Genomic DNA, 21702 nt, shown 5'->3' with positions numbered 1-21702 from the left:
GTATGGATTGCTTCGTCGCTTCGCTCCTCGCAATGACGCAGGGAGAGTCATGGCTGTAATCGAAAATACGATCGCCCCAAGCAGCGCCACCTATCAGGCCAACCGCGACGGCATGCTGGCGCTGATTGCGCGCATGCGCGGGCTTGAGGAGCGGACGCGCACCGCCTCCGCCGCAGCCAAGGATCGCTTTCACAAGCGCGGCCAATTACTGCCGCGCGAGCGCGTCGCGCTGGTGCTCGATCCCGGCTCGCCCTTCATCGAATTGATGACGCTGGCGGGCTACATGTTCGACGTGCCGGATGCCGACAAGAGCATCCCGGGCGGCGGGGCGATCGCCGGCATCGGGTTCGTCTCCGGCATCCGCTGCATGGTCAGCGCCAATGATTCCGGCATCGATGCCGGCGCGTTGCAGCCCTACGGCCTCGACAAGACCTTGCGCGTGCAGGAACTGGCGCTGGAGAACAAGCTGCCCTACGTGCAACTGGTCGAAAGCGCCGGCGCCAATCTGCTGCGCTACCGGGTCGAGGATTTTATTCGCGGCGGCAATATCTTTCGCAACCTGGCGCGGCTGTCGGCGGCGGGATTGCCTGTCGTCACGGTGACGCACGGTTCGTCGACCGCGGGCGGCGCTTACCAGACCGGGCTCTCCGACTACATCGTGATGGTGCGCGGCCGCACCCGCGCCTTCCTCGCCGGGCCGCCGCTGCTCAAGGCCGCGACCGGCGAGATCGCGACGGAAGAGGAACTCGGTGGCGCCGAGATGCACACCTCGATTTCCGGCCTCGGCGATTATCTCGCCGAAGACGATCGCGACGCGCTGCGGATCGCGCGCGACATTATGACCAACATGCAGTGGGACCGGCCGAAGCCAGCTGAAGCCTCGTATCGGCCGCCGCGCTATGATTCGGAGGAACTGCTTGGCATCATGCCGATGGACCACAAGCGTCCGGTCGACATGCGGCAGGCCATCGCGCGCTTCATCGACGATTCCGATTTTACCGAATTCGGCAGCAATTACGGCCCCGCCACCATCTGCGGCCACGCCCGCATCGAGGGGCAGGCGATCGGCATCATCACCAATAACGGCCCGCTCGACGTGCCCGGCGCCAACAAGGCGACGCATTTCATCCAGGCCTGCTGCCAGTCGCGCACGCCGCTTCTGTATATGAACAACACGACCGGCTACATGGTCGGCAAGGCCTATGAGGAAGCCGGCATGATCAAGCACGGCTCCAAGATGATCCAGGCGGTGACCTCGGCCACGGTGCCGCAGATCACCATCTATTGCGGCGCCTCGTTCGGCGCCGGCAATTACGGCATGTGCGGGCGCGGCTTCCATCCGCGCTTCTGCTTCTCTTGGCCCAATGCCAAGACCGCCGTGATGGGCGGTGAGCAGGCGGCGGAGACGATGGCGATCGTCACCGAAGCTGCCGCTGCGCGGCGTGGCAAGCCGATCGAGAAGGAAAAGCTGGAGGCGATGAAGGCGCAGATAACAGGCGTGTTCGACGGCCAGATGGATGTGTTCTCGACCTCGGCCCGGGTGCTCGATGACGGCGTGATCGATCCGCGCGATACCCGCAGCGTCCTGTCCGAGGTGCTGGCGATCTGCCGCGAGGCCGAAGCCCGCACGCCGCAGCCCATGCAATTCTCGGTCGCGCGGCCATGACGATGATGAAGGCTACGCCGTTCTTCAAGATCCTGATCGCCAACCGTGGTGAGATCGCGCTGCGTATCATGCGCACCGCGCGCCGTCTCGGCTATGGCGTGGTCGCGGTCTATTCGGATGCCGACCGCGACGCGCTGCATGTCCGCGAAGCCGACCAGGCCGTGCGGATCGGGGAGGCGCTGCCGGCGCAATCCTATTTGCGGATCGAGACGATCATTGCGGCGGCCAAAGCCAGCGGCGCCACGGCGGTCCATCCCGGCTACGGCTTCCTCGCCGAAAACGAAGATTTCGCGCAAGCCTGCCGCGATGCGGGCCTCGTCTTCATCGGACCGTCGCCGGAGGCAATCCGCGCGATGGGCAACAAGGCCGGCGCCAAGGAGATCATGGAGAAGGCCGGCGTGCCCTGCGTGCCCGGCTATCAGGGCGCCGACCAGAGCGACGCTGTGATGGTGGCGGAAGCCAGCAAGATCGGCTTTCCCGTGATGATCAAGGCGGTCGCGGGTGGCGGCGGGCGCGGTATGCGGCTGGTCGCGGATGCCGCGGCATTCCCAGATGCGCTGCGCAGCGCGCGGTCGGAAGCGCAGGGCGCGTTCGGCGATCCCACGGTCATTTTGGAACGCGCCATCGTCAATCCCCGCCATATCGAAATCCAGGTGTTCGGCGATCGTTACCGTAACGCCGTGCATCTCGGTGAGCGCGATTGCTCGGTGCAGCGGCGCCACCAGAAGCTGATCGAGGAGGCGCCGTCGCCGGCGGTGTCGCAGCGGCTGCGGGCGCGGATGGGCGCGGTTGCGGTGTCAGCGGTGAAATCGATCGGTTATGAGGGCGCCGGCACGCTGGAATTCCTGCTCGATAGCAGCGGCGAGTTCTATTTCATGGAAATGAACACGCGGCTGCAGGTCGAGCATCCCGTGACCGAGGCGATCACGGGCCTCGATCTCGTCGAACTGCAACTGCGCGTCGCCAGTGGCGAGCCGCTCGGGCTGGTGCAGGAGGACATCAAATTTTCCGGCCATGCCATCGAGGTGCGGCTGTGTTCGGAAGACGCAGGCCACGATTTCATGCCGCAATCCGGCACGATGGCGTTGTGGCAGATGCCTGACGGTATCCGGGTCGAACATGCGCTGCAATCGGGTTCCGAGATTCCGCCGTTCTATGATTCGATGATCGCCAAGATCATCAGCCGTGGCACCACCCGCGATGAGGCGCGGGGCAAGCTGATCGTCGGTCTGGAGCAGGTAGCTGCATTCGGTGTCACCACCAATCAGGGCTTTCTGATTTCATGCCTGCGCCATCCCGTTTTTGCCGCGGGTGAGGCGACCACCTCCTTCATCGGCAACCACCGCGATAAATTGCTGGCGCCGCGAAAGGATGCAGCTTCGGAAGCCGAGCTCGCGGCGTTGCTGCTTTACGTCACCGATCCCTCTGCGCCGAAATGGAAGCCCGGACGCTCGCTGGCGGCAGCGTTCCCGGTTCCCGTTCGTGTCGAGATCGGCGGCGCGGTCCATGAGATCGAGATCGTGCGCGAGCGTGACGGCAGCTATCGCGGGCTCAATAACACGCTCTATCGAATCGAAGTTCACGCCGTCGACGGCGACACCATCCGCTTCAGCCGCGACGGTCTTGCGGAGTCCGTCAAATTCCTCCGCGACCGGGACCGGCTCTATTTCCTGCACCGCGGCACCACGATTGCGGTTCGCGACCTGACGCTGGCGGCACCGGTGTCGGCCGCGGCCAGCGGCGGCGACGGCAAGGTGCGCGCGGCGATGAATGGCCGCGTCGTCGCCGTGCTGGTCAAGCCGGGCGAGCAGGTCTCGGCCGGCCAGCCTGTCATGACGCTGGAAGCGATGAAGATGGAGCACGTGCATACGGCGGGTGTCGCGGGCAAGGTCGCGGCGATCGATGTCGCCGAGGGCGAGCAGGTGACGACGGGGAAGATCGTGGTTGAGATCGAGGCGGCGGTATAGCAGCAAACTATATGTCGTCCCGGACAAGCGAAGCGCGATCCGGGACCCATACGCCGCAGCAGTTATTGTTGAGCACAATGGTCGAAGGCTTCTTCCAACAACAGATGACCGGGGTTATGGGTCCCGGCGTTCGCCGGACGACGATGCGGTGGGAGGGATGACGGTGGAGGTCACTCCGCCCGCCCGGTGCCCTCATTGAGCCAGCACGCCACCTCATGCCGCGCGCCGGCATCAAGCAGCGACGGCCGCTCCACCTTGCAGCGATCCATCACGTAGCGGCAGCGGGTGTGGAAGGCGCAGCCGGAGGGCGGGTTGATCGGGCTTGGCACATCGCCGTCGATCATGGGCGCGAGCTTCTTCGCCTTCGGGTTGGCGACCGGCACCGAGGCCAGCAGCGCCTGCGTATAGGGATGGCGCGGGTTGGCGAACAGCTCGGTCTTGTCGGCGATCTCGACAATGCGGCCGAGATACATCACGGCGACGCGGTGGCTGATATGGGCGACCACGGCGAGGTCATGGGCGATGAACAAGTATGAAAAATTGTTCTTGCGCTGCAGGTCGATCAACAGATTGATCACCTGCGCCTGGATGGAGACGTCGAGCGCGGATACCGGCTCGTCGCAGACGATCAGGCTCGGCCCGAGCGACAGTGCGCGGGCAATGCAGATGCGCTGCCGCTGTCCGCCGGAGAACTGGTGCGGATAGTTCTTCATCTGGTCCGCGCGCAGGCCGACCTGGGCGAACAGTTCGGCGACCCGCTCCTGCTGCTTAGCGCCGGTGGCAAGGCCGTGGACGCCGAGCGGTTCTCCGACGATGTCGCCGGCGGTCATGCGCGGATTGAGCGAAGCGAACGGATCCTGGAACACGATCTGCATCGAGCGCCGATGTGGCCGCAGATCCGCCTTGCTGAGGTTGGTGATGTCGGTGCCGTTGAGTTTGATGGCGCCGCTGGTCGGCTCCACCAGCCGCAGCACGCTGCGCGCCACCGTCGACTTGCCGCAGCCGGATTCGCCGACCAGCCCCAGCGTTTCGCCCTTGCCGACCGAGAAGCTGACGCCGTCGACCGAATGCACGGTGCCGATGCGCCGGCGCAGGATGCCGCCGCGCACCGGATAATGTTTGACGAGGTCGGTCACTTCGAGCAGGGGCGTTGCGTCGGTCATGGCGCGGCCACCATTTCCGCGGCGCGCCAGCACGCCGCAAAATGATTATCGCCGAAATCCAGTAGCGGCGGATATTCGACGCGGCAGCGGTCGATCGCGAACGGACAGCGCGGCGCAAAGGCGCAGCCCGGCGGCAAATTGGTCAGCGACGGCACCATGCCGGGAATTTCGTTCAACCTGACATCCTCTTTCGCGCCGAGCGAAATCACCGCCGGCATCGAGGCCATCAGGCCGCGGGTGTAGGGATGCCGTGGATTCTCGAACAGCGCCTCGACATCAGCTTCCTCGACCTTCTTGCCGGCATACATCACGATGACGCGCTGCGCGGTCTGCGCCACCACGCCGAGATCATGGGTGATCAGGATCAGGCCGGTGCCGAGGGTCTTCTGCAGGTCGACGATCAGCGCCAGGATCTGCGCCTGGATCGTGACATCGAGCGCGGTGGTCGGCTCGTCCGCGATCAACAGGGCCGGGCGGCACGCCAGCGCCATCGCGATCATCGCGCGCTGGCGCATGCCGCCGGAAAGCTGGTGCGGATATTCATGCGCGCGCCGTTCCGGTTCGGGAATCCGGACGAGGCGCAGCATCTCGACGGCTTTCGCCCACGCTTCCTTCGCCGTCATGTCCTGGTGCAGGCGCACCACCTCGGTGATCTGGTCGCCGATCCGCATCACCGGGTTGAGCGAGGTCATCGGCTCCTGGAAGATCATCGACATCCGGTTGCCGCGGATCTTGCGCATGTCCGCTTCGCCGATACCGAGCAGGTCGGTGCCTTCGAGCGTCACCGAGCCGCCGACGATCCGGCCCGGCGGGTCCGGTACCAGCCGCATGATCGACAGCGCGCTGACGCTCTTGCCGCAACCGGATTCGCCGACGATCGCCAGCGTCTCGCCGCGGCGGACGTGGAACGACACGTCGTCGACTGCCCGGAACAGGCCCGAATTGGTGAAGAACACTGTTTGCAGGTTCTTCACATCGAGAACCATCTCTTCCGCCCGTGCCTCGGTCATCAGCCGCGCTGCCTCGGGTCGAGGATATCGCGCAGCGCGTCGCCGAACAGATTGGTGCCGAACACCGCAAGGCTGATCGCGACGCCGGGGAAGATCACCAGCCACGGCGCGGTGCGGACATACTCCGCCGCCGATTCCGACAGCATGCGGCCCCATGACGGATAGGGCTCGGGAATGCCGAGGCCGAGGAACGACAGCGAGGCTTCGGTGAGGATGGTGGAGCCGAGCTGCGCGGTCGCCAGCACGATCAGCGGCGCCAGCGTGTTGGGCAGCACGTGGCGGATCGCGATGCGCGTTTCGCTCATGCCGATCGATTTGGCCGCTTCGACGAACGGCAGTTCGCGCAGCGCCAGTGTATTGGCGCGGATCACGCGGGCCACCGTCGGAATCAGCGGGATCGCAATCGCGATGATGACGTTCGGCAGCGACGGCCCCAGGGCCGCCGTCATCACCAGCGCCAGCACCAGCAGCGGCAGGGCCTGCAAAATGTCGGTGACGCGCTGGAACAGCAAATCGACCCAGCCCGAGAGATAGCCGGAGACGAGGCCGACGATGACGCCGAGCGTCGAGCCCAGCAGCGTGGCGCCGATGCCGACGGCCAGCGAAATCCGGGCGCCATGGACGATCCGGCTCCAGACATCCCTGCCGAATGAATCGGTACCCAGCCAATGCACGGCATCGGGCGCCGCCAGCCGGTGCGTGGAATCGACGCTGAGCGGACTGAAGCGGCAGATCAGATCGGCCGATATCGCCACCCAGACGAACATCACCATGATGAAGAGGCCGATGGTGCCGAGCATGTAGCGTTGCGCGAGGAACGTCAGCCGGCGCCAGCCATGCGTCGAATGGGCGCCGGCGCGTTTCAGTTCGCTATCGTAATTGACCACGGCCAAACTGATAACTCCTAATCCCCGTAGCGGATGCGCGGATCGATCGCGGCATACAGCAGGTCGACGGTGAAATTGGCGAACACCACGACGACCGCGATCAGCATCACGAGGTTCTGCACGATCGGGTAGTCGCGCCAGCGCAGCGCCTCGACCAGGAAGCGGGCGATGCCCGGGATATTGAACACGGTTTCGGTGACGATCAGCCCACCGATCAGGAAAGCGGCCTCGATGCCGATCACGGTGATGACGGGCAGGATGGCGTTTTTCAGCGCATGGCGGTAGTTGACCGAATTTTCCGAGGCGCCCTTGGCGCGCGCGGTGCGGATGAAATCCTGGCGCAGGATTTCCAGCATCGAGGAGCGCGTGATGCGCATTGTCAGCGCGGCGCTGCGAAAGCCGACCGCCATCGCCGGAACGCAATAGATGGCGATCGCTTCGGTCCAGGTTTTCGGGTTGGGGTTGAAGATCGGCATGGTTCCGAACATCGAAACCGACGCCATCAGGATCAGCAGTCCGAGCCAGAACGAGGGCAGCGACAGCCCGCTCAGGCTGACGATGCGCAAGGCGTAATCGAGCCTTGTGCCCTGATGAACGGCGCTGATGACGCCGAGGGGAATGCCGATCGCTGCGGAGAACAGCAGCGCCAGCCCCGCCAGCCGCGCCGTGATCGGAATCCGCGGCAGGATCTCCTGCAGCGCCGGTTTTTCCGACACATAGGAATAGCCGAGATCGCCGTGCAGCAGCCCGCCGATCCAGCGGAAATACTGCACCACGATCGGGTCGCTGAGACCGAGTTCCTTTTCCAGATTGGCCTTGTCGGCGGGATCGACGAATCCCGCCGCATCGAACAGGATGTCGACGATATTGCCGGGAACGACGCGCAGCAGCACGAAGATGATGATCGAGATCCCGATCAGGGTCACGAACATCAACGCGAGGCGTCGCACGATATAAGCAAACACCTGGCTATTCTCCCTGGCCGGCCGACGTAATGGCGGACGCTAGAGCCTTCGTTCCGATTGCATCGGAACGGGCTCTAGATTCATGTTTTGACGCGTTTTCTTGACGCGAACCGGTGTCCACTTCGCTGGAAAACGCTTCACTTGTCCATCCACACGTCTTCGTAACGATAGCCGTTATAGGAGCTGTTCACCATGATGGTGATGCCCTTGACGTAGGGCTGCCAGCAGGAACCCGAGCGGCCGTGATAGATGATCGGGCGGGCGACGTCCTCCTGCAGCTTCTTGTCGATCTCCCAGACGATCTTCTTGCGCTTGGCGACGTCGGTTTCCTGGGACTGCTCGCCGAACAGCTTCTCGATGTCCTTGTTGCAGTAATTGGTGTAGTTGCGCTCCGAGCCGCAGGAATAGTTCTCGTAGAACGACTGGTCGGGATCGTCGACCGCATTGCCGGTCAAATTGAGGCCGAGCGCATAATCCTTGCGCGCGACTTTCGAGAACCAGTTCGCGGTCTCGACCACGTCGAGCTCGCCATCGATATAGATGCTCTTGAGCTGATCGATCAGGATGATGGCGGGGTCGCGATAGATCGGAATGTTGCGCGTTGCGACCTTGACCGCGAGCCGCTTGTCCGGCCCAAAGCCCGCTTTCTGCATCAGCTTGCGCGCTTCTTCCCGGTTGGCGTTGATATCGGGGCCGTAGCCCGGGATCGTCTCCAGCATCTCTTTCGGCATCGCCCACAACCCGCCCGGGGCGGGAAGCATGGTGCCGCCGATATCGGCCTGTCCTTCGAACAGGATCGAGATGAACGCCTTGCGGTCGATCGCCAGTGCCATCGCACGGCGGATGTCCAGGCTGTCAAACGGCGGCGAAGACGAGTTGACGATGATGTTGGTCGAGACGTTGATCGGCTCGACGACGCACACAGCGTTCGGCGACTGCTTCTTGACGTCCTTGAGCAGCGGGATCGACACTTCGGTGGGGAAGGTCATGTCGAACTGGCCGGAGATGAAGCCGAGAATGGCGGTCGACCGGTTGGTGATGATGGTGAATTCCATGCCGTCGAGATACGGCAGGCCCTTCTTCCAGTAATCCGGGTTGCGCGTCAGCTTGATCGATTCATTGGCCTTGAACTCGACGAACTTGAACGGACCGGTGCCGGTCGGCTTGGTGCGCATGTCGCCGGGCGAGACGTGGCAGGGATAGACCGGTGTATAGCCGGAGGCGAGCAGCGCCAGCAGCGCCGGCTGCGGCCGTTTCAGGTTGAACGACGCCTCGAAATCGCCTGACGTGGTGACGTCGACGACCTCGTCATACCAGGATTTTCGCGGGTTCTTGCGGAACTTCTGCTGCGACTTGCCCATCAGCATATCGAAGGTGCATTTGACGTCGGCGGAGGTGAACGGCTTGCCGTCGTGCCATTTGACGCCCTGCCGCAGCTTGAAGGTGAGTTTCTTCTTGTCGCCGCTCCAGGCCCAGCTCTCCGCGAGATCCGGGACGATCGACTCCATGGAGTTCTGCGGGACGTCCTGCTTGTAGATCACGAGGTTGTTGAAAACAGGCATGAAGGGAATGTTGACCGAATAGGTCGCTTCCTCGTGGATCGAGGCGCTGGCCGGGCTATCGCGGTGGTAGACCTTGAGGATGCCGCCCTGCTTGGGCTCGCCCGCCGATGCAACATGGTAGGCCGGCAACAATAACAACGCCGCGACGGCAAGCGTTCGCACGCTCCGCATGGTGTCCCCTCCCGAGAATGTTCGGTCTCAATGGCCGATTACCGCCGACGATAGCATGACCATCCTGCCGGGCAACCGGCCAAGGCCGTGCGGAGGTTGGCAATTCGAACTACTGAAACTCCGTATGGCGGAACTGGCCTGACTTTTGCGGCGATTTGCACGGAAATGGCTGAGCAATGGCCGCCGTCGTTGCGACGCACACAAGATGATCGCGCCATATTGCCTCACCCGAGCGCTCACGCGATCCGCGCTCACACGATCCGCGAGGTCTTGTTGCCCCAATAGCGGTCGCGCAGCAGGCGCTTGTAGAGTTTGCCGGTGGGCAGCCGCGGCAGCTCTTTCTCGAAGTCGATAGAGCGCGGCACCTTCTGGCGCGACAGCGACTGGCTGCAGAACGCGATCAGTTCCTCCGCGAGATCAGGTCCCGGCGAAACGCCGGGCATTGGCTGCACCACCGCCTTCACTTCCTCGCCGAGATCCGGATTGGGCACGCCGAACACCGCGGCGTCGGCGATCTTGGGATGGGTGATCAGCAGATTCTCGCATTCCTGCGGGTAGATGTTGACGCCGCCGGAGATGATCATGAACGTCGCGCGGTCGGTGAGGTAGAGGAAGCCGTCATTGTCGACGTAGCCGACATCGCCCACGGTGCTCATGCTGCCGTCGGCCGAGCGGGCTTCCTTTGTCTTGGCCGGGTCGCCGAAATACTCGAACGGGGTCGCGGTCTTGAACCACACCGTGCCCGGCGTGCCGACGGGAACGGCCTGCATGCTCTCGTCGAGAATATGTAGATCGCCGAGCAGCACCTTACCCACGGTGCCGCGATGCGCCAGCCACTCCTCGCTGTTGCAGGAGGTGAAGCCGAGCCCTTCGGTGGCGCCGTAATATTCGTGGATGATCGGGCCCCACCATTTGATGATGTCGTCCTTGACCGCCGCCGGGCAGGGCGCGGCGGCATGGATCGCGATCTCCAGCGAGGAGAGGTCGTAGCGCGTCCGCGCTTCTTCCGGCAGCTTGAGCATCCGCGAGAACATCGTCGGCACCAGCTGGGTGTGCGTGATGCCCCATTTCGGGATCAGCGAGAGATAATGTTCGGGGTCGAACCGCTCCATGATGATGGCGGTGCCGCCCATCTTGATCGTGAGGTTGACGGCGGCCTGCGGCGCCGAATGGTAGAGCGGCGCCGGCGACAGATAGATCATGCCCTCGCGGTACTGCCAGATCTTCACCAGGAAATCGAACAGCGGCAAATTCTGATCGGCCGGCAGTTCCGGCAGCGGGCGCAGAATTCCCTTCGGCCGGCCGGTGGTGCCGGAGGAATACAGCATCGCGGTGCCGACGCATTCATCCGCTATCGGTGTGTGCGGCAATCCCGCCGTTACGTCCAGCAGGCCGACGACGCGGTCGCTTTCGCTCTCGCCATCGGCGACGATGCAAAGCTCCACCTGCGGGCATTCCTTCAGCGCCTCGCGCGCGACATCGAGTTTTTCCCGAGAGGTGATCAGGATGCGCGACTGGCTGTTGGTCAGGATGTAGGCGAGCTCGCTCGCGGTGAGGTAGGAGTTCACGCAGGTATAATAGAGGCCGGAGCGTTCGCCAGCGCCGCAGGCTTCGAGATAGCGGCTGTTGTTCTCCATGAAGATCGAATAATGGTCGAGTCGCTGCAGGCCCCGTTGACGGAACAGATGCGCCAGCCGGTTGGAGCGCGCGTCGAGTTCGCGGTAGGTCACGGTCTCGCCGGTCGCCGCCATGATGAAGGCGGGCTGCAGGGGGCGAAGTCGAGCATGTTTGCCGGTGTACATTTACTTCCCGTCTATCTTTTTGTTTTGAGCATGATCTTCTCGGAAAACCGGTGCCCACTTTTCCGGATCATGCTCTAGGCAGCCAGTTCGAGAATTTCGCGGACCTGTGCCGGCCCTTCGATCTTGCGGGGATTGCGCGGCACCCACGGCGTCGCCATCGCCTGCTGCGCGATCCGGTCGAAATGCTCGGGCCCGACTTTGACCTCGCGCAGGCTGCGCGGCATGCCGAGGCCGCCAATGAATTTATCAAGCACTTCGCTGGCGTCCTTGCCCGGATGCCCCATCGCGGCTGATACCAGCGCCTGGCGCTCGGCATTAACAGATAGGTTCCAGCGCATCACGGAAGGGAGCATCACGCACGAGGTATGGCCGTGCGGCACGCCGAACTCGGCGCCGAGCACATAGCCGATGCCGTGGCTGGCGCCCATCGGCACGCCCGCGGCCAAGGGGCCGGTCGATAGCCATGTCCCGATCTGGCAGTCCATCCGCGCGTCGAGATCGCAGCCATCGGCCTTCACCCGCGGCAGCGCCTGCGCCAGCAGTGACAGTCCCTTCAGCGCCTGGGCGTCGGCATAGGGATGCGCCTCGCGCGCGCAAATGCCCTCGACGCAATGGTCAACGGCGCGGATCCCGGTCGAGAGCCACAGCCATTCCGGCGTGTGCAGGCCGATCGAAGGATCGAGGATCACGGCGCGCGGCATCACCAGCCGATGGCGCAGCGCTTCCTTGACCTTGGTGCGCTCATTGGTAACGCCGGCGTTCGCGGTGAATTCGCCGCCGGCGATCGTCGTCGGCACGCTGATCTGCCGCACCAATGGCGGGTTCATCGGCGGCGGGGCGCCGGCAACGGCCCTTATTTTGTCGATGCCTTCGACGGTCGTGATGTCATTGGCGAGGCAGAGCTGCACCGCCTTGGCGCCGTCGGTGATCGAGCCGCCGCCGATGGTGACGATGAGGTCGGCGTTGGCGGCGCGGGCCTGTTCGGTCGCCGCTATCACGGCCGCGCGCGGCGTATGGGCAGGCATCGCGTCGAAGGTCGCGACGCAGCGCGGCCCCAGCATGTCGCGGATGTTCCTGATCACGTCGGTCTCGCGGTTGAGCGTGCCGCTGACCATCAGGAACGCTCTGACGGCGCCGAGCCGTTCCATCTGCTCGACGATTACCTCGGATGCCGGCCGCCCGAACACGACCTCATCCATGGCGCCGAATACCACACGCCCTCTATGCACGCTTGTCCTCCCCGGACATTTTGGTCTTGTTGGGGGGAGGTTAGCGGAGGAATTTCCGGCCGTCATGCCCGAAGATGATGCGGAGGGGTGGACGGTGCCGGATGGCGGCCATGCGTCGCCGTTTGTGCGGCGCGTCGCGGTGGTGGTGCTGCGATCTCAGACCCGTCATCCTGAGGTGCGCGCTCTTGCGCGCCTCGAAGGACGACGGCCCGTCTGTGGCCGATTCATCCATCGAGGCTCGCTACGCTCGCACCTCAGGATGACGGGTAGACATATGTCCACATTCTCGCGGCACGATGCGCCCGAGGTTTGCAGGTAACGTCCGCCCCCAAAAATCAGAGGGCGCAGGGAATGCCGGATGCGCGCTGCACCCGCGGTCTCGTGTGCGAATAGTGCAAAGAAAGCTGCACACGAGCATACAGGGCAGCGGAGAACATCCGACATTCCCTGCGCAGTGGCTTTACGGCTTATAACGCGCTCTCCCCGGTGAGACGGCCTCTATTGCCACCGTCACTCTTCGGAAGCGTTAGCTTCTTCAGAGCTTGACGCCGTTACGGGCGCCAGGACCACACGCTTTCACCGTACGCTTCAGCCGCGACCGTCAATCGCAACGTCAACGTCCACCGCAACCCCGCCCCTCGTCGTGACGACGGCCGACGCCCCTCTGAGTGGGACGGGATGGCGATAGTTGTGTCACTGATTTGCTTTCTGTAAAGCAAAATATTTTTGATTTTCGGAAATTTTGTGCTTGACATGATTTACGATAAACAGAAGTGATTTTCCCCGGCTTCGCCAAGGCTACGCCGGGCGCAGCCGTCGGTCCACTATGTCGCACCCAGCCGTCATTGCGAGCGGAGCGAAGCAATCCATTCCTCGGCTTGGCGCAATATGGATTGCTTCGCTGCGCTCGCAATGACGGGGAGAGGCGTTTAATTAAATCGTCATTCCGGGGCGATGCGCCAGCATCGAACCCGGAATCTCGAGATTCCGGGTTCGCGCTGCGCGCGCCCCGGAATGACGGAGGGTGTATTGCCTTGGACTGCACAAAAATCCGGGCGCATCATTCCGCGATATGTTAGACGCTTGCCACAACCGAAGGGGATAGTTGATGGCTTCATCGCCGGACCTTGCGACGCTCAAGCTCGACGATTTCGCAGCCCATCTCGATGCTGACTTCGAGATGCAGACGACCGGCGGCGTGCTGCCGCTGAAGCTGGTGAAGGCCGATCCGACTGGCGCGGGCGGAAGGGAAGGCGCGGCGTTCTCGCTGCTGTTCGCAGCACCCGCCGGCACATCGCTGCCGCAGGCGATCTATCCGGTGACGCATCCTGTGCTTGGGGTGATGGAAATATTTCTGGTGCCGATCGGACCGCTGCAAGGCGGCAGCGGTTATCAGGCGATATTTGCGTGAGTCCCCGTCATGGCCGGGCTTGACCCGGCCATCCACGCCTTTCTTTTGGCCGCAAGACGTGGATGCCCGGCACAAGGCCGGGCATGACGAGTTTCAGGATGCCCCCGACCGCCACCGCATCAAATCAAAGACGCCCTTGTCCTCCTCGGTCACAAAACCGAGGCGCCGGTACAGCCGCATCGCCGGATTGAACTTCTCGACATGGATCGAGACGTCCTTGCCGGCGGCGGCGGCTTCGTCCAGCAGGTCACGCAGCAGGGCTTCGCCAAGCCCTTTGCCGCGATGTTCGGGGAGGAACGCAATGTCGATGATGCAATGCTGGCTCGGCCAGCGTTCGATGTAGAGACGGCCGATGTTTTCTCCGGCTCGCATCGCCACCAGCCGGTCGGCTTCGGGATGCTGACTCTGGTAATGTGTGTGCTGCGCACGGAACTGCATGTCGAGGAACACCGCCTTTTCGGCCTCGCTCCACGGAAAAGCCGCGAGCTCGCTGGTGCGGGTCGAGGCATACAGCCGGGCGAGGAACGCCAGATCGGCGTCGGCGATGCGGCGGAAGCCGAGACCTGCGCCGGCAGCGCGCAACCAGCCGAACGAAACTGCCGAGATGTCGGCGGGCCGCAGGTTCATCCGCGTGGCGGGAAAACGCCCTGCAAGGCGATGATGTAGGTCAGCGTCAGATACGGCTGCATGTTGTTATGAGGATGCGAGCTGCCGGTAAGAGCCAGTGTCTGCGCATTCATCTGGACGAGATTGGCGATGTTGGACTGATAGATGGTGCCCGCCTTGGATCGCGAGAGGAATTCGGTAGGCGTCGGCTCCTTGAGCGTGGCGTTCTCGGTCGAGCCCTGGATAAAATGGTTGTGGAGCGGCAAGTTCCCCTGCAACAGGGTCACCGTCTGGCCGCCGCCGGATTCGCCGAGATAGCGGTCACTCAGGCCCGTCCCTTGCCCCTGGCTGATGGCGCCTGAGCCCATCAGGTTGGGGAGCGCAAAGGTCGATTTGCCGTCGCCGCCGTAGTAGGTCCCGATTATCGAAAACAAGGCCGTGTTCTGCGAGATCGGCATGAGCTGGCCGTTGCACAACGCCCATCCTGTCGGCGCAAAGTCGCCGCCGAATATCCTGATCTCCGCAACGAACGGGTCTGACATGGATGGCCTCTAACTTTGCGTCGGGAAAATGCCGTACAGCGAAAATGATGTAGCTGACGGTCAGGAAAGGCATCATGTTGTCGTGCGGATGGTTGGAGCCGATGCCTTGGACGGCGGTGGCGACCAATTGAGGGCCCGCCACATCGATCACGAAGGGGCTGATGGTTGGCGAGGTCGCCAGCACATTGCCGCTTGGGCTCGGGTTCGTCGCGATCGCAGTCGAGGCCATGAACGCATGATTGTGGATCGGAATCTGCTGGGTAGTCAGCGTCACCGTTTCGACGCCGCCAGTTTGGCCGATGGTGTAGGATTGCACGATACCGGGGCCCTGTCCCTGATGGATCGGCAGGCGACCCCGCAAATCGGGCAGGGCGAAAGTAGACTGGCCATCTCCGCCATAGGTGGTGCCGATCAGGGTGAAGAGCGCGTCGTTCTCCGAGATCGCAATCAGGGACCCGTCGCAGAACGCCCAGCCGACTGGTGCAAAGTTGCCGCCGAACATTCGAATTTCGCCAATATAGGGATTGCTCATGGAAAATCTCTAGTTTCGCGACGGGTAGATGCCCGTCAGGGAAATGATGAAATTGACCACGAGAAATGGCTGTCGGTTCTCGTGAGCCTGGCCACCGCCGACGTTCGATACGGTCTCGGGATGCAATGTCGTTGGAGAGGTGAGACCCCCATAGGGGATGCCAACCTCACGTGCGAGGATGTTGCCCTGCACCGTGTTCACGTTGCCCTGCGTGTCGGATGCGAGCAGTCCATGATTATGTGCGGCCATTTCGCCGGTAATCAGCGTGTGAAACTCCTCGCCGCTTTTCTGGCCGATGGCGAAGCCCGGGGCCTGATGAAGCCCGGTTCGCCCGCGCAGATCGGGGAGCGCGAAGGTGGTCCGTCCATCGCCGCCATAGAATGTCTGGAGTATCGAAAACAACGCCTGATTCTGATTGATCGGCAGAAGCTGCCCGTTGCAGAACGCCCAGTTCTTCGGCGCAAAATTCCAGGAAATAAGCTTGATTTCACCCAGGTAAGGTTGACCCACGCTCTCTCCCCTTGCTTCCAGTCGATCTACCTAAGGTGTTAACCTATCTTATCTTCGCCGTCGAGATGAATCTGCAGCGACGCGCGGGAGGGGCGCGGCCATTCATCCGTAGGGGACGGCGCAACGGCCAAACGCAGTGTGCTGGCTCTAGACCAGCAAACCGACGTGGATCTGGGTGAGATGAACGCCCGAATGGCTGTCGATCAGCACGTTCACGGCGCTGCCGGAATGCGCGCCGTCGATTTGCGCGACGCTCACCCAATTGGCCGCGGCCGGCGGACCGTAGGGGTCGTTCGCGTTCACCTGCAGCGTCGCGAACTGGCCGCTGCCATCCTCGACCGCGCGCACGATCATCCCGTCGCTGAAGCCGGTCGCGTGGAACTGCGAGGTCAGCGCGGAGAAGTCGAACCGGTCGCCTTCGGCGTAGCTGTAATCCACGACATGCGTGACCTGCGGCGGCGCCGCCGCGTGGACGTCGACATTGGCGAACACGAAAGTGTCCGCGCCGCCGCCGCCGAACAGGAAGCCACCGCCATGGCCGGCATCGATGGTGTCGTTGCCGGCATTTGCGACAGCTCTCTCTGGCGTGGTGGGTGTCACCGGTCCGAGCGAGATCGTCGGCGTCAGGGTCGTGGTTGGGGCCAGCGCGACGTCGATCGTGTCGGGCAACCTGCGTTCGCCGATATTGAGAACGACATTCATGAGGCCGGCGACGTCCGAATGCTCCAGGCCGATCACGTGACCGAGTTCGTGCTCGATCACCGTCAGCAGATCGATACGACCGGCGGCGCTCCCGCTGGTTGCCGTCAGCTGGTTCGGCGCCACTGTATCGAATTCGCTGTTGTTGGTCGGTGTCGGATCGACGAACCAGCCCCAGCCTGCGCCGTTGCTGTCGATCGTGATTCCACGCTCGTCGCTGTTGGCCAGGAAGCCGGAATTCGGCAGGTCCGCGATGCGGATCTGGGCATTATGCATTTGCTCGATCTGCGCGGCTGAAGCACCGGCAGCGGCCCAATGCGCAATCGCAACCGCGAGCAGCGGCGCCAGCGCGTCCATCGTGAGGACGTCCGAACTGCCCGGGCCCTGGCCGTTCAACGCCATTTGCGGCGTCGGCGGCGGCGACGGCGGGGCGGGCTGGCTGAAGAACACGTTGGTGTCGACCCGCATCGTGTTGCCGGGTGCGCCGCTTGCGGTCAGGCCGTTGGCCGTAGCCAGCGCCGCGGCGTTGGCCTGGGTGACGTTGACGTGATCAGACCCTCCGGGCGCGCCGCCGACGCGCGCGGTGGTGTTGGCGCCGCTGGCGTTGGCGTTGGAGAACGTGTTGCCGCTGATATTCGCGTTGATCACGCTGAGGCCGGCGGTGTTGAAATTATTCACGAAGAGTCCACGGTCATCGATGATGTCGCGGATGGTGTTGCCGGTCAGGGTGAGATTGAAGGTGCTCGCCGAGTTCTGGGCACCGACGCCGACCTGGGCGACGATACCCTCGAACCCCAGGCCGCCGCCGCCGACGCTCTGAATGATGTTGTTGGTGACGCTCAGCGTCATCGTGCCGCTGACGGCCTCGTCGTGGAGGTCAAGGCCGTTGCCGATCTGCGCGCCGGAACCTGCCACGCCCTGGGTGCCGATCGTGGTGTTTTGCAGGAAGCCGGTGACGGTGCCGGTGCCAAAATGGTTGATGGCAATGCCGACCGCGCGGTTATTCGTGACCGTGTTGTTGTTGACGTCGAAATTGAGGTTGCCGGCGTTCGAGTTCGAGAGCGTGATGCCGGAATTGTTGGTATTGAAGGTGTTGAGGCCGCCGGCTGTGCCGTCGCCGATGTGGACGTTGAGCGTGCCGTCGTTGGACGAGCCCTGGAAGCCGGTCGCGGTGAAGGTCGACGGCGTCGACAGATTGCCGCTGAACGTATTGTGCGTGGCGTGAACCGTCGCGGTTGGCGTTCCCGCGACGCCGCCGGAGGCGAGGTTGGCCACGAACTGACTGCCGGCGAACGTCGAGGCGCCGTTGTTGGAGAAGGTGCTGTCGGTCACCACCAGATCCGTCAGCGTGCCGCCGGTGTTCTCGATGAAGACGTTGTGGACATAGGAATTGGTGACGTTGAGGTCGTCGAAGGTGGTGGCGTGGCTGGCGTTACCGGTCAGTTCGAACAGATAGATATTGCCTTCGCCGTTGCCCGCGGTGGAGTCGCCGCTGCCGGAAATGTTGAGGTTGCTCAACACCAGGCCGTTGATTGTGTTGCCGTTGATGCCGTTGCCGTCGGCGCCGGTGATGTTCATGTTGCGCAGGGTGACGTCCTGCGTATTGGTCAGGCTGACGGCGTGGCCGGTAGTGTTCTGGATGGTGCCGCCGGTGCCGTCCGTCGTGCCGGTGCCGGTGACGACCAGATGTCCGCTGGTGCCGGTGGTGTTGAGTACGATGCCGTTGACCGCGCCGTTGGACGAGATGTCCTGGAAGGTGACGTTGCTGGCGCCGATCGTGGTGTTGGCGATGTTGAGCGCGGTGCCGGTGCTGCTGGTGAGGTGGTTGGTGCCGGTCACGTTGACCGTGCCGCCACCGGTCGCCACGAAGGCGTTCGAGGCGCCGGTATCCAGCGTCATGCCACCGGTGAAATTGATGGTGCCGCCGGTATTGCCGGTGAGCGAGATGCCGCCACCGGCATCGTTGCTGTCGGTGACGGCGCCGGAGAAGGCAACCGTACCGCCGGTGTGGCTGGCGACCGAAGCTGACAGGCCGGTGCCATTGCCGATCGCACCGCCATAACTGATGTTGCCAGTGCCGCCGTTGATGTCGAATTCCGCAGTGGTGTGGCCGGACAGCGTGCCAGTGGTGCCGGTGAAGGTGCCGGTCAGCGCACCGCCGAGCTGAACGCCATAGGCGCCGCCGGATGAACTCAACGTGTCGATTGTGACGTTGAGCGCGCCGCCCTGGTCGATGTCGACCGCCTGGCCGGCGCCCGAAATCTGCATCTGGTCGATGGTCAGGCTGCCGACCGCGTTGCCGCCGCCGCCCTGGCCGTCGTCGAGGCCGGTGGTGCCCGCGGCGGTCGTGATGTTGATGCCGTGGATGGTGTTGTTCTGGGCGAGGTCGATGCCCTGGTCGCCGGCACTGGTGACATTGATGGTCGGCCGCGCGCCGCTGGCGGTTTCGATGACGATGGCCGGGCCGCCGAACGGATCGGTGAGCGACAGCGGCTGGTCGTCGCCGAGCAGGGTCTGCCCGTCCTTCAGGTTGATGCCGGGGCCGGTATACGTGCCGGCCTTGACGTAGATGTAGTCGTTGACGCCAGGTCCGCTGGACCCGTTGAATTCGGTGACGTCGGTGAATGGATTGGTCTGAGAACCGCGCGGCGCGGCCCCGTCGATGGCGCTTTGGTCGCCGTTGATGAACCAGACCTGCGGCGTGACGCCGACCTGGATGACATCGGTGTCGGTGATGGCGCCGGGGATGCCGGTGTGGCCATGGTCGTTGGTGGCAATCGTCAGCGTCGTCAGCGATGAACCGGTGGCGCCGTCCGCCGCGGTGTAGACCACGCTGCCCGCGAGTGAAGCGTTGATCTCTGCGATCGAGCCCGGTCAGCGTCACCGTACCGGTGCCGTTGCCGCCGATGGCCGCGCCGCCGCCGACGGCACCGATCGTCACCGCGCCGCCGCCGGCCGATGTCAGCGTCGTCGTGATGTCGGTGGCAACGCCGGCCTCATTGACGTCGATATCAGCTACCGACAGGCCGGTGATGGATGGGTGGATCCGGACATCACCGTGAAGGGACCCGGCACGCCGGTATTGACCGGCGCGTCATTGACCGCCGTTACGTTGATGGTCTCGACCGCCGCGGTCGCGTCGGTGAGGCCATGGCTGTCAGTCGCAGCCGCGTTGAACGTTACCGGGCCGTTGAAATTTGCGGCCGGGACGAAATACAGCGTCGCGGCGTTGCCTGAGGCCGCCACATCGGCGCCCTCGGTCACGACCGTAGTCAGGCCGGCGTCGCTGTAGAGTGTGCCCTGCGCGCCGCCCGGCAAACCGCTGATGTGGAACGACGCAACGGAGTCGCCGGCGTCCACGTCGGTGCCGGTGATCGTGATGGGAATGTAGGCCGGCCCGGCCGGGTCTTCGTTGCCGGTCGCGATGATGGCGTTGGTATTGGGCGCCTCGTTGACGTCCTGGACGTGAACGGTGACGGCCTGATCGGTGTGCAGGTTCGGCGCGCCGTTGTCGGTGACGCGAACGATGACATCATAGTTGTTGTCAGCGCCGATGTCGGTCGGGACCTCGAAGTTCGGAGCGGATTGGAAGGTGAGTACACCAGTGCCGGGGTCGATCGAGAACTTGCCCGCGTCGACGCCGCCGGCGAGCGAGTAGGTCAGTGTCTGCGCCGGACTGTCCTGATCTGACGAGGTGACCGTGGCGACTGCGGTCTGGTTCTCGTTGACGTTGATCGAAGCGCTCGAGGTGATGACCGGTGCGTCATTGACGTCGGTCACAGTGATCGTGATGGTCTGGTCGTCGGACGAGAGGCCGTCAAAGGCGCGGACGGTGACAACATAAGTGTTGTTGCCGCTGGTCGCGGTATCGGTCGGATTCTCGAAATCGGGCGCGGTGATGAAAGTGACAACGCCGGTGTTCGCATCGATCGCGAATTTGGCGCCGTCGTCACCGGGGACGATCGAATAGGTGACCGGCGAGGGGCCGGCATCCGGGTCGGTGGCGTGGACGGTGGTTACCGCCGTGGTGTTCTCCGCGATCGATTTGGCGAAGACGGCGCCGCCGCCGTCGGAATCGATGGCCGGCGCCAGGTTGGTGACGACATTGACCGTAAACGTCTGCTGGCTGTGCAGCGTGCCGTCGCTGGAATCGACGGTGATGTCGTAGCTGGGATCGGCGAGCAGGATCTTGCTCGGATCGGCGACGGTGACGACACCGGTCGCGGCATTGATGGTGAAGCCGCCGTTTGAGGTGTCGTTGACCAGCGAATAGGTGACGGCCGGGCCGTTGACGTCGGTGGACGACGCGATGACGCCGACAGTGGCGCCGGCCGCGGCGCCGACGGCGACCTGGTTGGCCGCGGCATTGCTGTCGACAGGCGTTGAGGGCGCGATGTCCGATACGTTGATGGCGAAGGCCTGCGAAGAGGCCAGGGTGCCGTCGCTGGCCTGCACAACGACGGTATAGCTGGCGCCCGAGGTTTCGAAATCGATCCTGGTGGCGTCGGCAACGGTAACTATTCCGGTCGCGGCGTCGACGGTGAAGCCGCCGCCCGAGGTGTCGCCGACCATCGAGTAAGTCACGCCCGGGCCGTTGACGTCGGTCGAAGACGCGGTGACGCCGACGGTCGAGCCGTTGGCGGCGCCTTCGGCGACGGTGTTGGCGGCTGCGTTGCCGTCGACGGGCGTCGAAGGCGTCGCGTCGGTGACGGCGATGGTGAAGGACTGCTGGCTGAATAATCCGCCGCTGTCGGTGGCCCGCGCCACGATCGTATAGAGGTTGCCCGGCGCGCTCTCAAAGTCGATGGCGCTGGAGTTGGCGACGGTGACGACGCCGGTGGTGGCATCGATGGTGAACGGCCGCCGGCGCTGTCGGCGAGGCTCCAGAGCACGCCGGGTCCATTGATATCTGTCGCGGAAGCGGTGATGCCGACGGTTGAACCATTGGCCGCGCCTTCGATTACCGCGTTGGCGCCGGCA

15 protein-coding genes and 2 pseudogenes are annotated in these 21702 nt (G+C 63.7%); 3 read left to right on the top strand and 14 right to left on the bottom strand.

What is annotated here, in order from left to right; genetic code table 11:
• Window positions 1-49 precede the first annotated feature (49 nt).
• Together JQ575_RS12895 and JQ575_RS12890 are read left to right on the top strand one after the other, a co-directional pair.
• On the top strand, window positions 50-1666 hold the full coding sequence (locus JQ575_RS12895; protein ID WP_212033556.1) for an acyl-CoA carboxylase subunit beta: 1617 nt from the start codon (window positions 50-52) through the stop codon (window positions 1664-1666).
• Window positions 1667-1671: 5 nt separating this feature from the next.
• Window positions 1672-3633 carry an acetyl-CoA carboxylase biotin carboxylase subunit gene (locus JQ575_RS12890; RefSeq protein ID WP_212033598.1) on the top strand — a complete coding sequence of 654 codons (1962 nt, stop codon included), beginning with the start codon at window positions 1672-1674 and terminating at the stop codon, window positions 3631-3633.
• 170 nt (window positions 3634-3803) lie between these two features.
• Here the strand turns inward: JQ575_RS12890 and JQ575_RS12885 are convergent, their stop codons facing one another.
• From JQ575_RS12885 to JQ575_RS12855, 7 genes are all read right to left on the bottom strand, one after another.
• Window positions 3804-4796, bottom strand: a complete 993-nt coding sequence (locus JQ575_RS12885) for an ABC transporter ATP-binding protein (protein WP_212033555.1) — start codon at window positions 4794-4796, stop codon at window positions 3804-3806.
• Window positions 4793-5806: an ABC transporter ATP-binding protein gene (locus JQ575_RS12880; RefSeq protein ID WP_212033554.1), complete on the bottom strand. Its 1014-nt coding sequence runs from the start codon at window positions 5804-5806 to the stop codon at window positions 4793-4795. The genes JQ575_RS12885 and JQ575_RS12880 overlap by 4 nt, the downstream gene beginning before the upstream one ends.
• A complete protein-coding gene (locus tag JQ575_RS12875; RefSeq protein WP_192735580.1) occupies window positions 5806-6699 on the bottom strand; it encodes an ABC transporter permease in 894 nt (297 codons plus the stop codon). The genes JQ575_RS12880 and JQ575_RS12875 overlap by 1 nt, the downstream gene beginning before the upstream one ends.
• An 11-nt stretch (window positions 6700-6710) precedes the next feature.
• The gene (locus JQ575_RS12870) at window positions 6711-7658 is read right to left on the bottom strand and encodes an ABC transporter permease (RefSeq protein WP_212033553.1); all 948 of its coding nucleotides are present in this window, start codon (window positions 7656-7658) and stop codon (window positions 6711-6713) included.
• 137 nt (window positions 7659-7795) lie between these two features.
• Window positions 7796-9391 carry an ABC transporter substrate-binding protein gene (locus JQ575_RS12865; protein WP_212033552.1) on the bottom strand — a complete coding sequence of 532 codons (1596 nt, stop codon included), beginning with the start codon at window positions 9389-9391 and terminating at the stop codon, window positions 7796-7798.
• A gap of 251 nt (window positions 9392-9642) precedes the next feature.
• Window positions 9643-11193: an AMP-binding protein gene (locus tag JQ575_RS12860; RefSeq protein WP_212033551.1), complete on the bottom strand. Its 1551-nt coding sequence runs from the start codon at window positions 11191-11193 to the stop codon at window positions 9643-9645.
• Between the two features lie 74 nt (window positions 11194-11267).
• On the bottom strand, window positions 11268-12422 hold the full coding sequence (locus tag JQ575_RS12855; RefSeq protein ID WP_212033550.1) for an iron-containing alcohol dehydrogenase: 1155 nt from the start codon (window positions 12420-12422) through the stop codon (window positions 11268-11270).
• 1108 nt (window positions 12423-13530) lie between these two features.
• Between JQ575_RS12855 and JQ575_RS12850 the strand changes: the two genes are divergently transcribed.
• Window positions 13531-13833, top strand: a complete 303-nt coding sequence (locus JQ575_RS12850) for a DUF6916 family protein (protein ID WP_212033549.1) — start codon at window positions 13531-13533, stop codon at window positions 13831-13833.
• Between the two features lie 93 nt (window positions 13834-13926).
• Here the strand turns inward: JQ575_RS12850 and JQ575_RS12845 are convergent, their stop codons facing one another.
• The 7 genes and pseudogenes from JQ575_RS12845 to JQ575_RS46060 all read right to left on the bottom strand — a co-directional run bounded on the left by JQ575_RS12845 (window position 13927) and on the right by JQ575_RS46060 (window position 21489).
• Window positions 13927-14460 carry a GNAT family N-acetyltransferase gene (locus JQ575_RS12845; protein WP_212033548.1) on the bottom strand — a complete coding sequence of 178 codons (534 nt, stop codon included), beginning with the start codon at window positions 14458-14460 and terminating at the stop codon, window positions 13927-13929.
• Window positions 14457-14705, bottom strand: coding sequence for a phage tail protein (locus JQ575_RS44570; protein ID WP_249166635.1), 249 nt, complete (start codon window positions 14703-14705; stop codon window positions 14457-14459). Before JQ575_RS44570 ends, JQ575_RS12845 begins: the two co-directional genes overlap by 4 nt.
• Window positions 14706-14861: 156 nt before the next feature.
• Window positions 14862-14981, bottom strand: a pseudogene (locus JQ575_RS44565) (phage tail protein); the annotation flags it as partial.
• A gap of 403 nt (window positions 14982-15384) precedes the next feature.
• Window positions 15385-15483, bottom strand: a pseudogene (locus JQ575_RS44560) (tail fiber protein); the annotation flags it as partial.
• 39 nt (window positions 15484-15522) lie between these two features.
• Window positions 15523-16023: a tail fiber protein gene (locus JQ575_RS12830; protein WP_212033546.1), complete on the bottom strand. Its 501-nt coding sequence runs from the start codon at window positions 16021-16023 to the stop codon at window positions 15523-15525.
• A 147-nt stretch (window positions 16024-16170) separates the two neighbouring features.
• The gene (locus JQ575_RS46065; protein WP_212033545.1) at window positions 16171-19554 is read right to left on the bottom strand and encodes a matrixin family metalloprotease; all 3384 of its coding nucleotides are present in this window, start codon (window positions 19552-19554) and stop codon (window positions 16171-16173) included.
• Window positions 19555-19737: 183 nt separating this feature from the next.
• A complete protein-coding gene (locus JQ575_RS46060; RefSeq protein WP_212033544.1) occupies window positions 19738-21489 on the bottom strand; it encodes a cadherin domain-containing protein in 1752 nt (583 codons plus the stop codon).
• Window positions 21490-21702: the final 213 nt, after the last annotated feature.

This window comes from Bradyrhizobium sp. JYMT SZCCT0428 (genome assembly GCF_018131075.1).
GTDB lineage: Bacteria > Pseudomonadota > Alphaproteobacteria > Rhizobiales > Xanthobacteraceae > Bradyrhizobium.
This window is presented reverse-complemented; position numbering and strand designations above follow the sequence as displayed.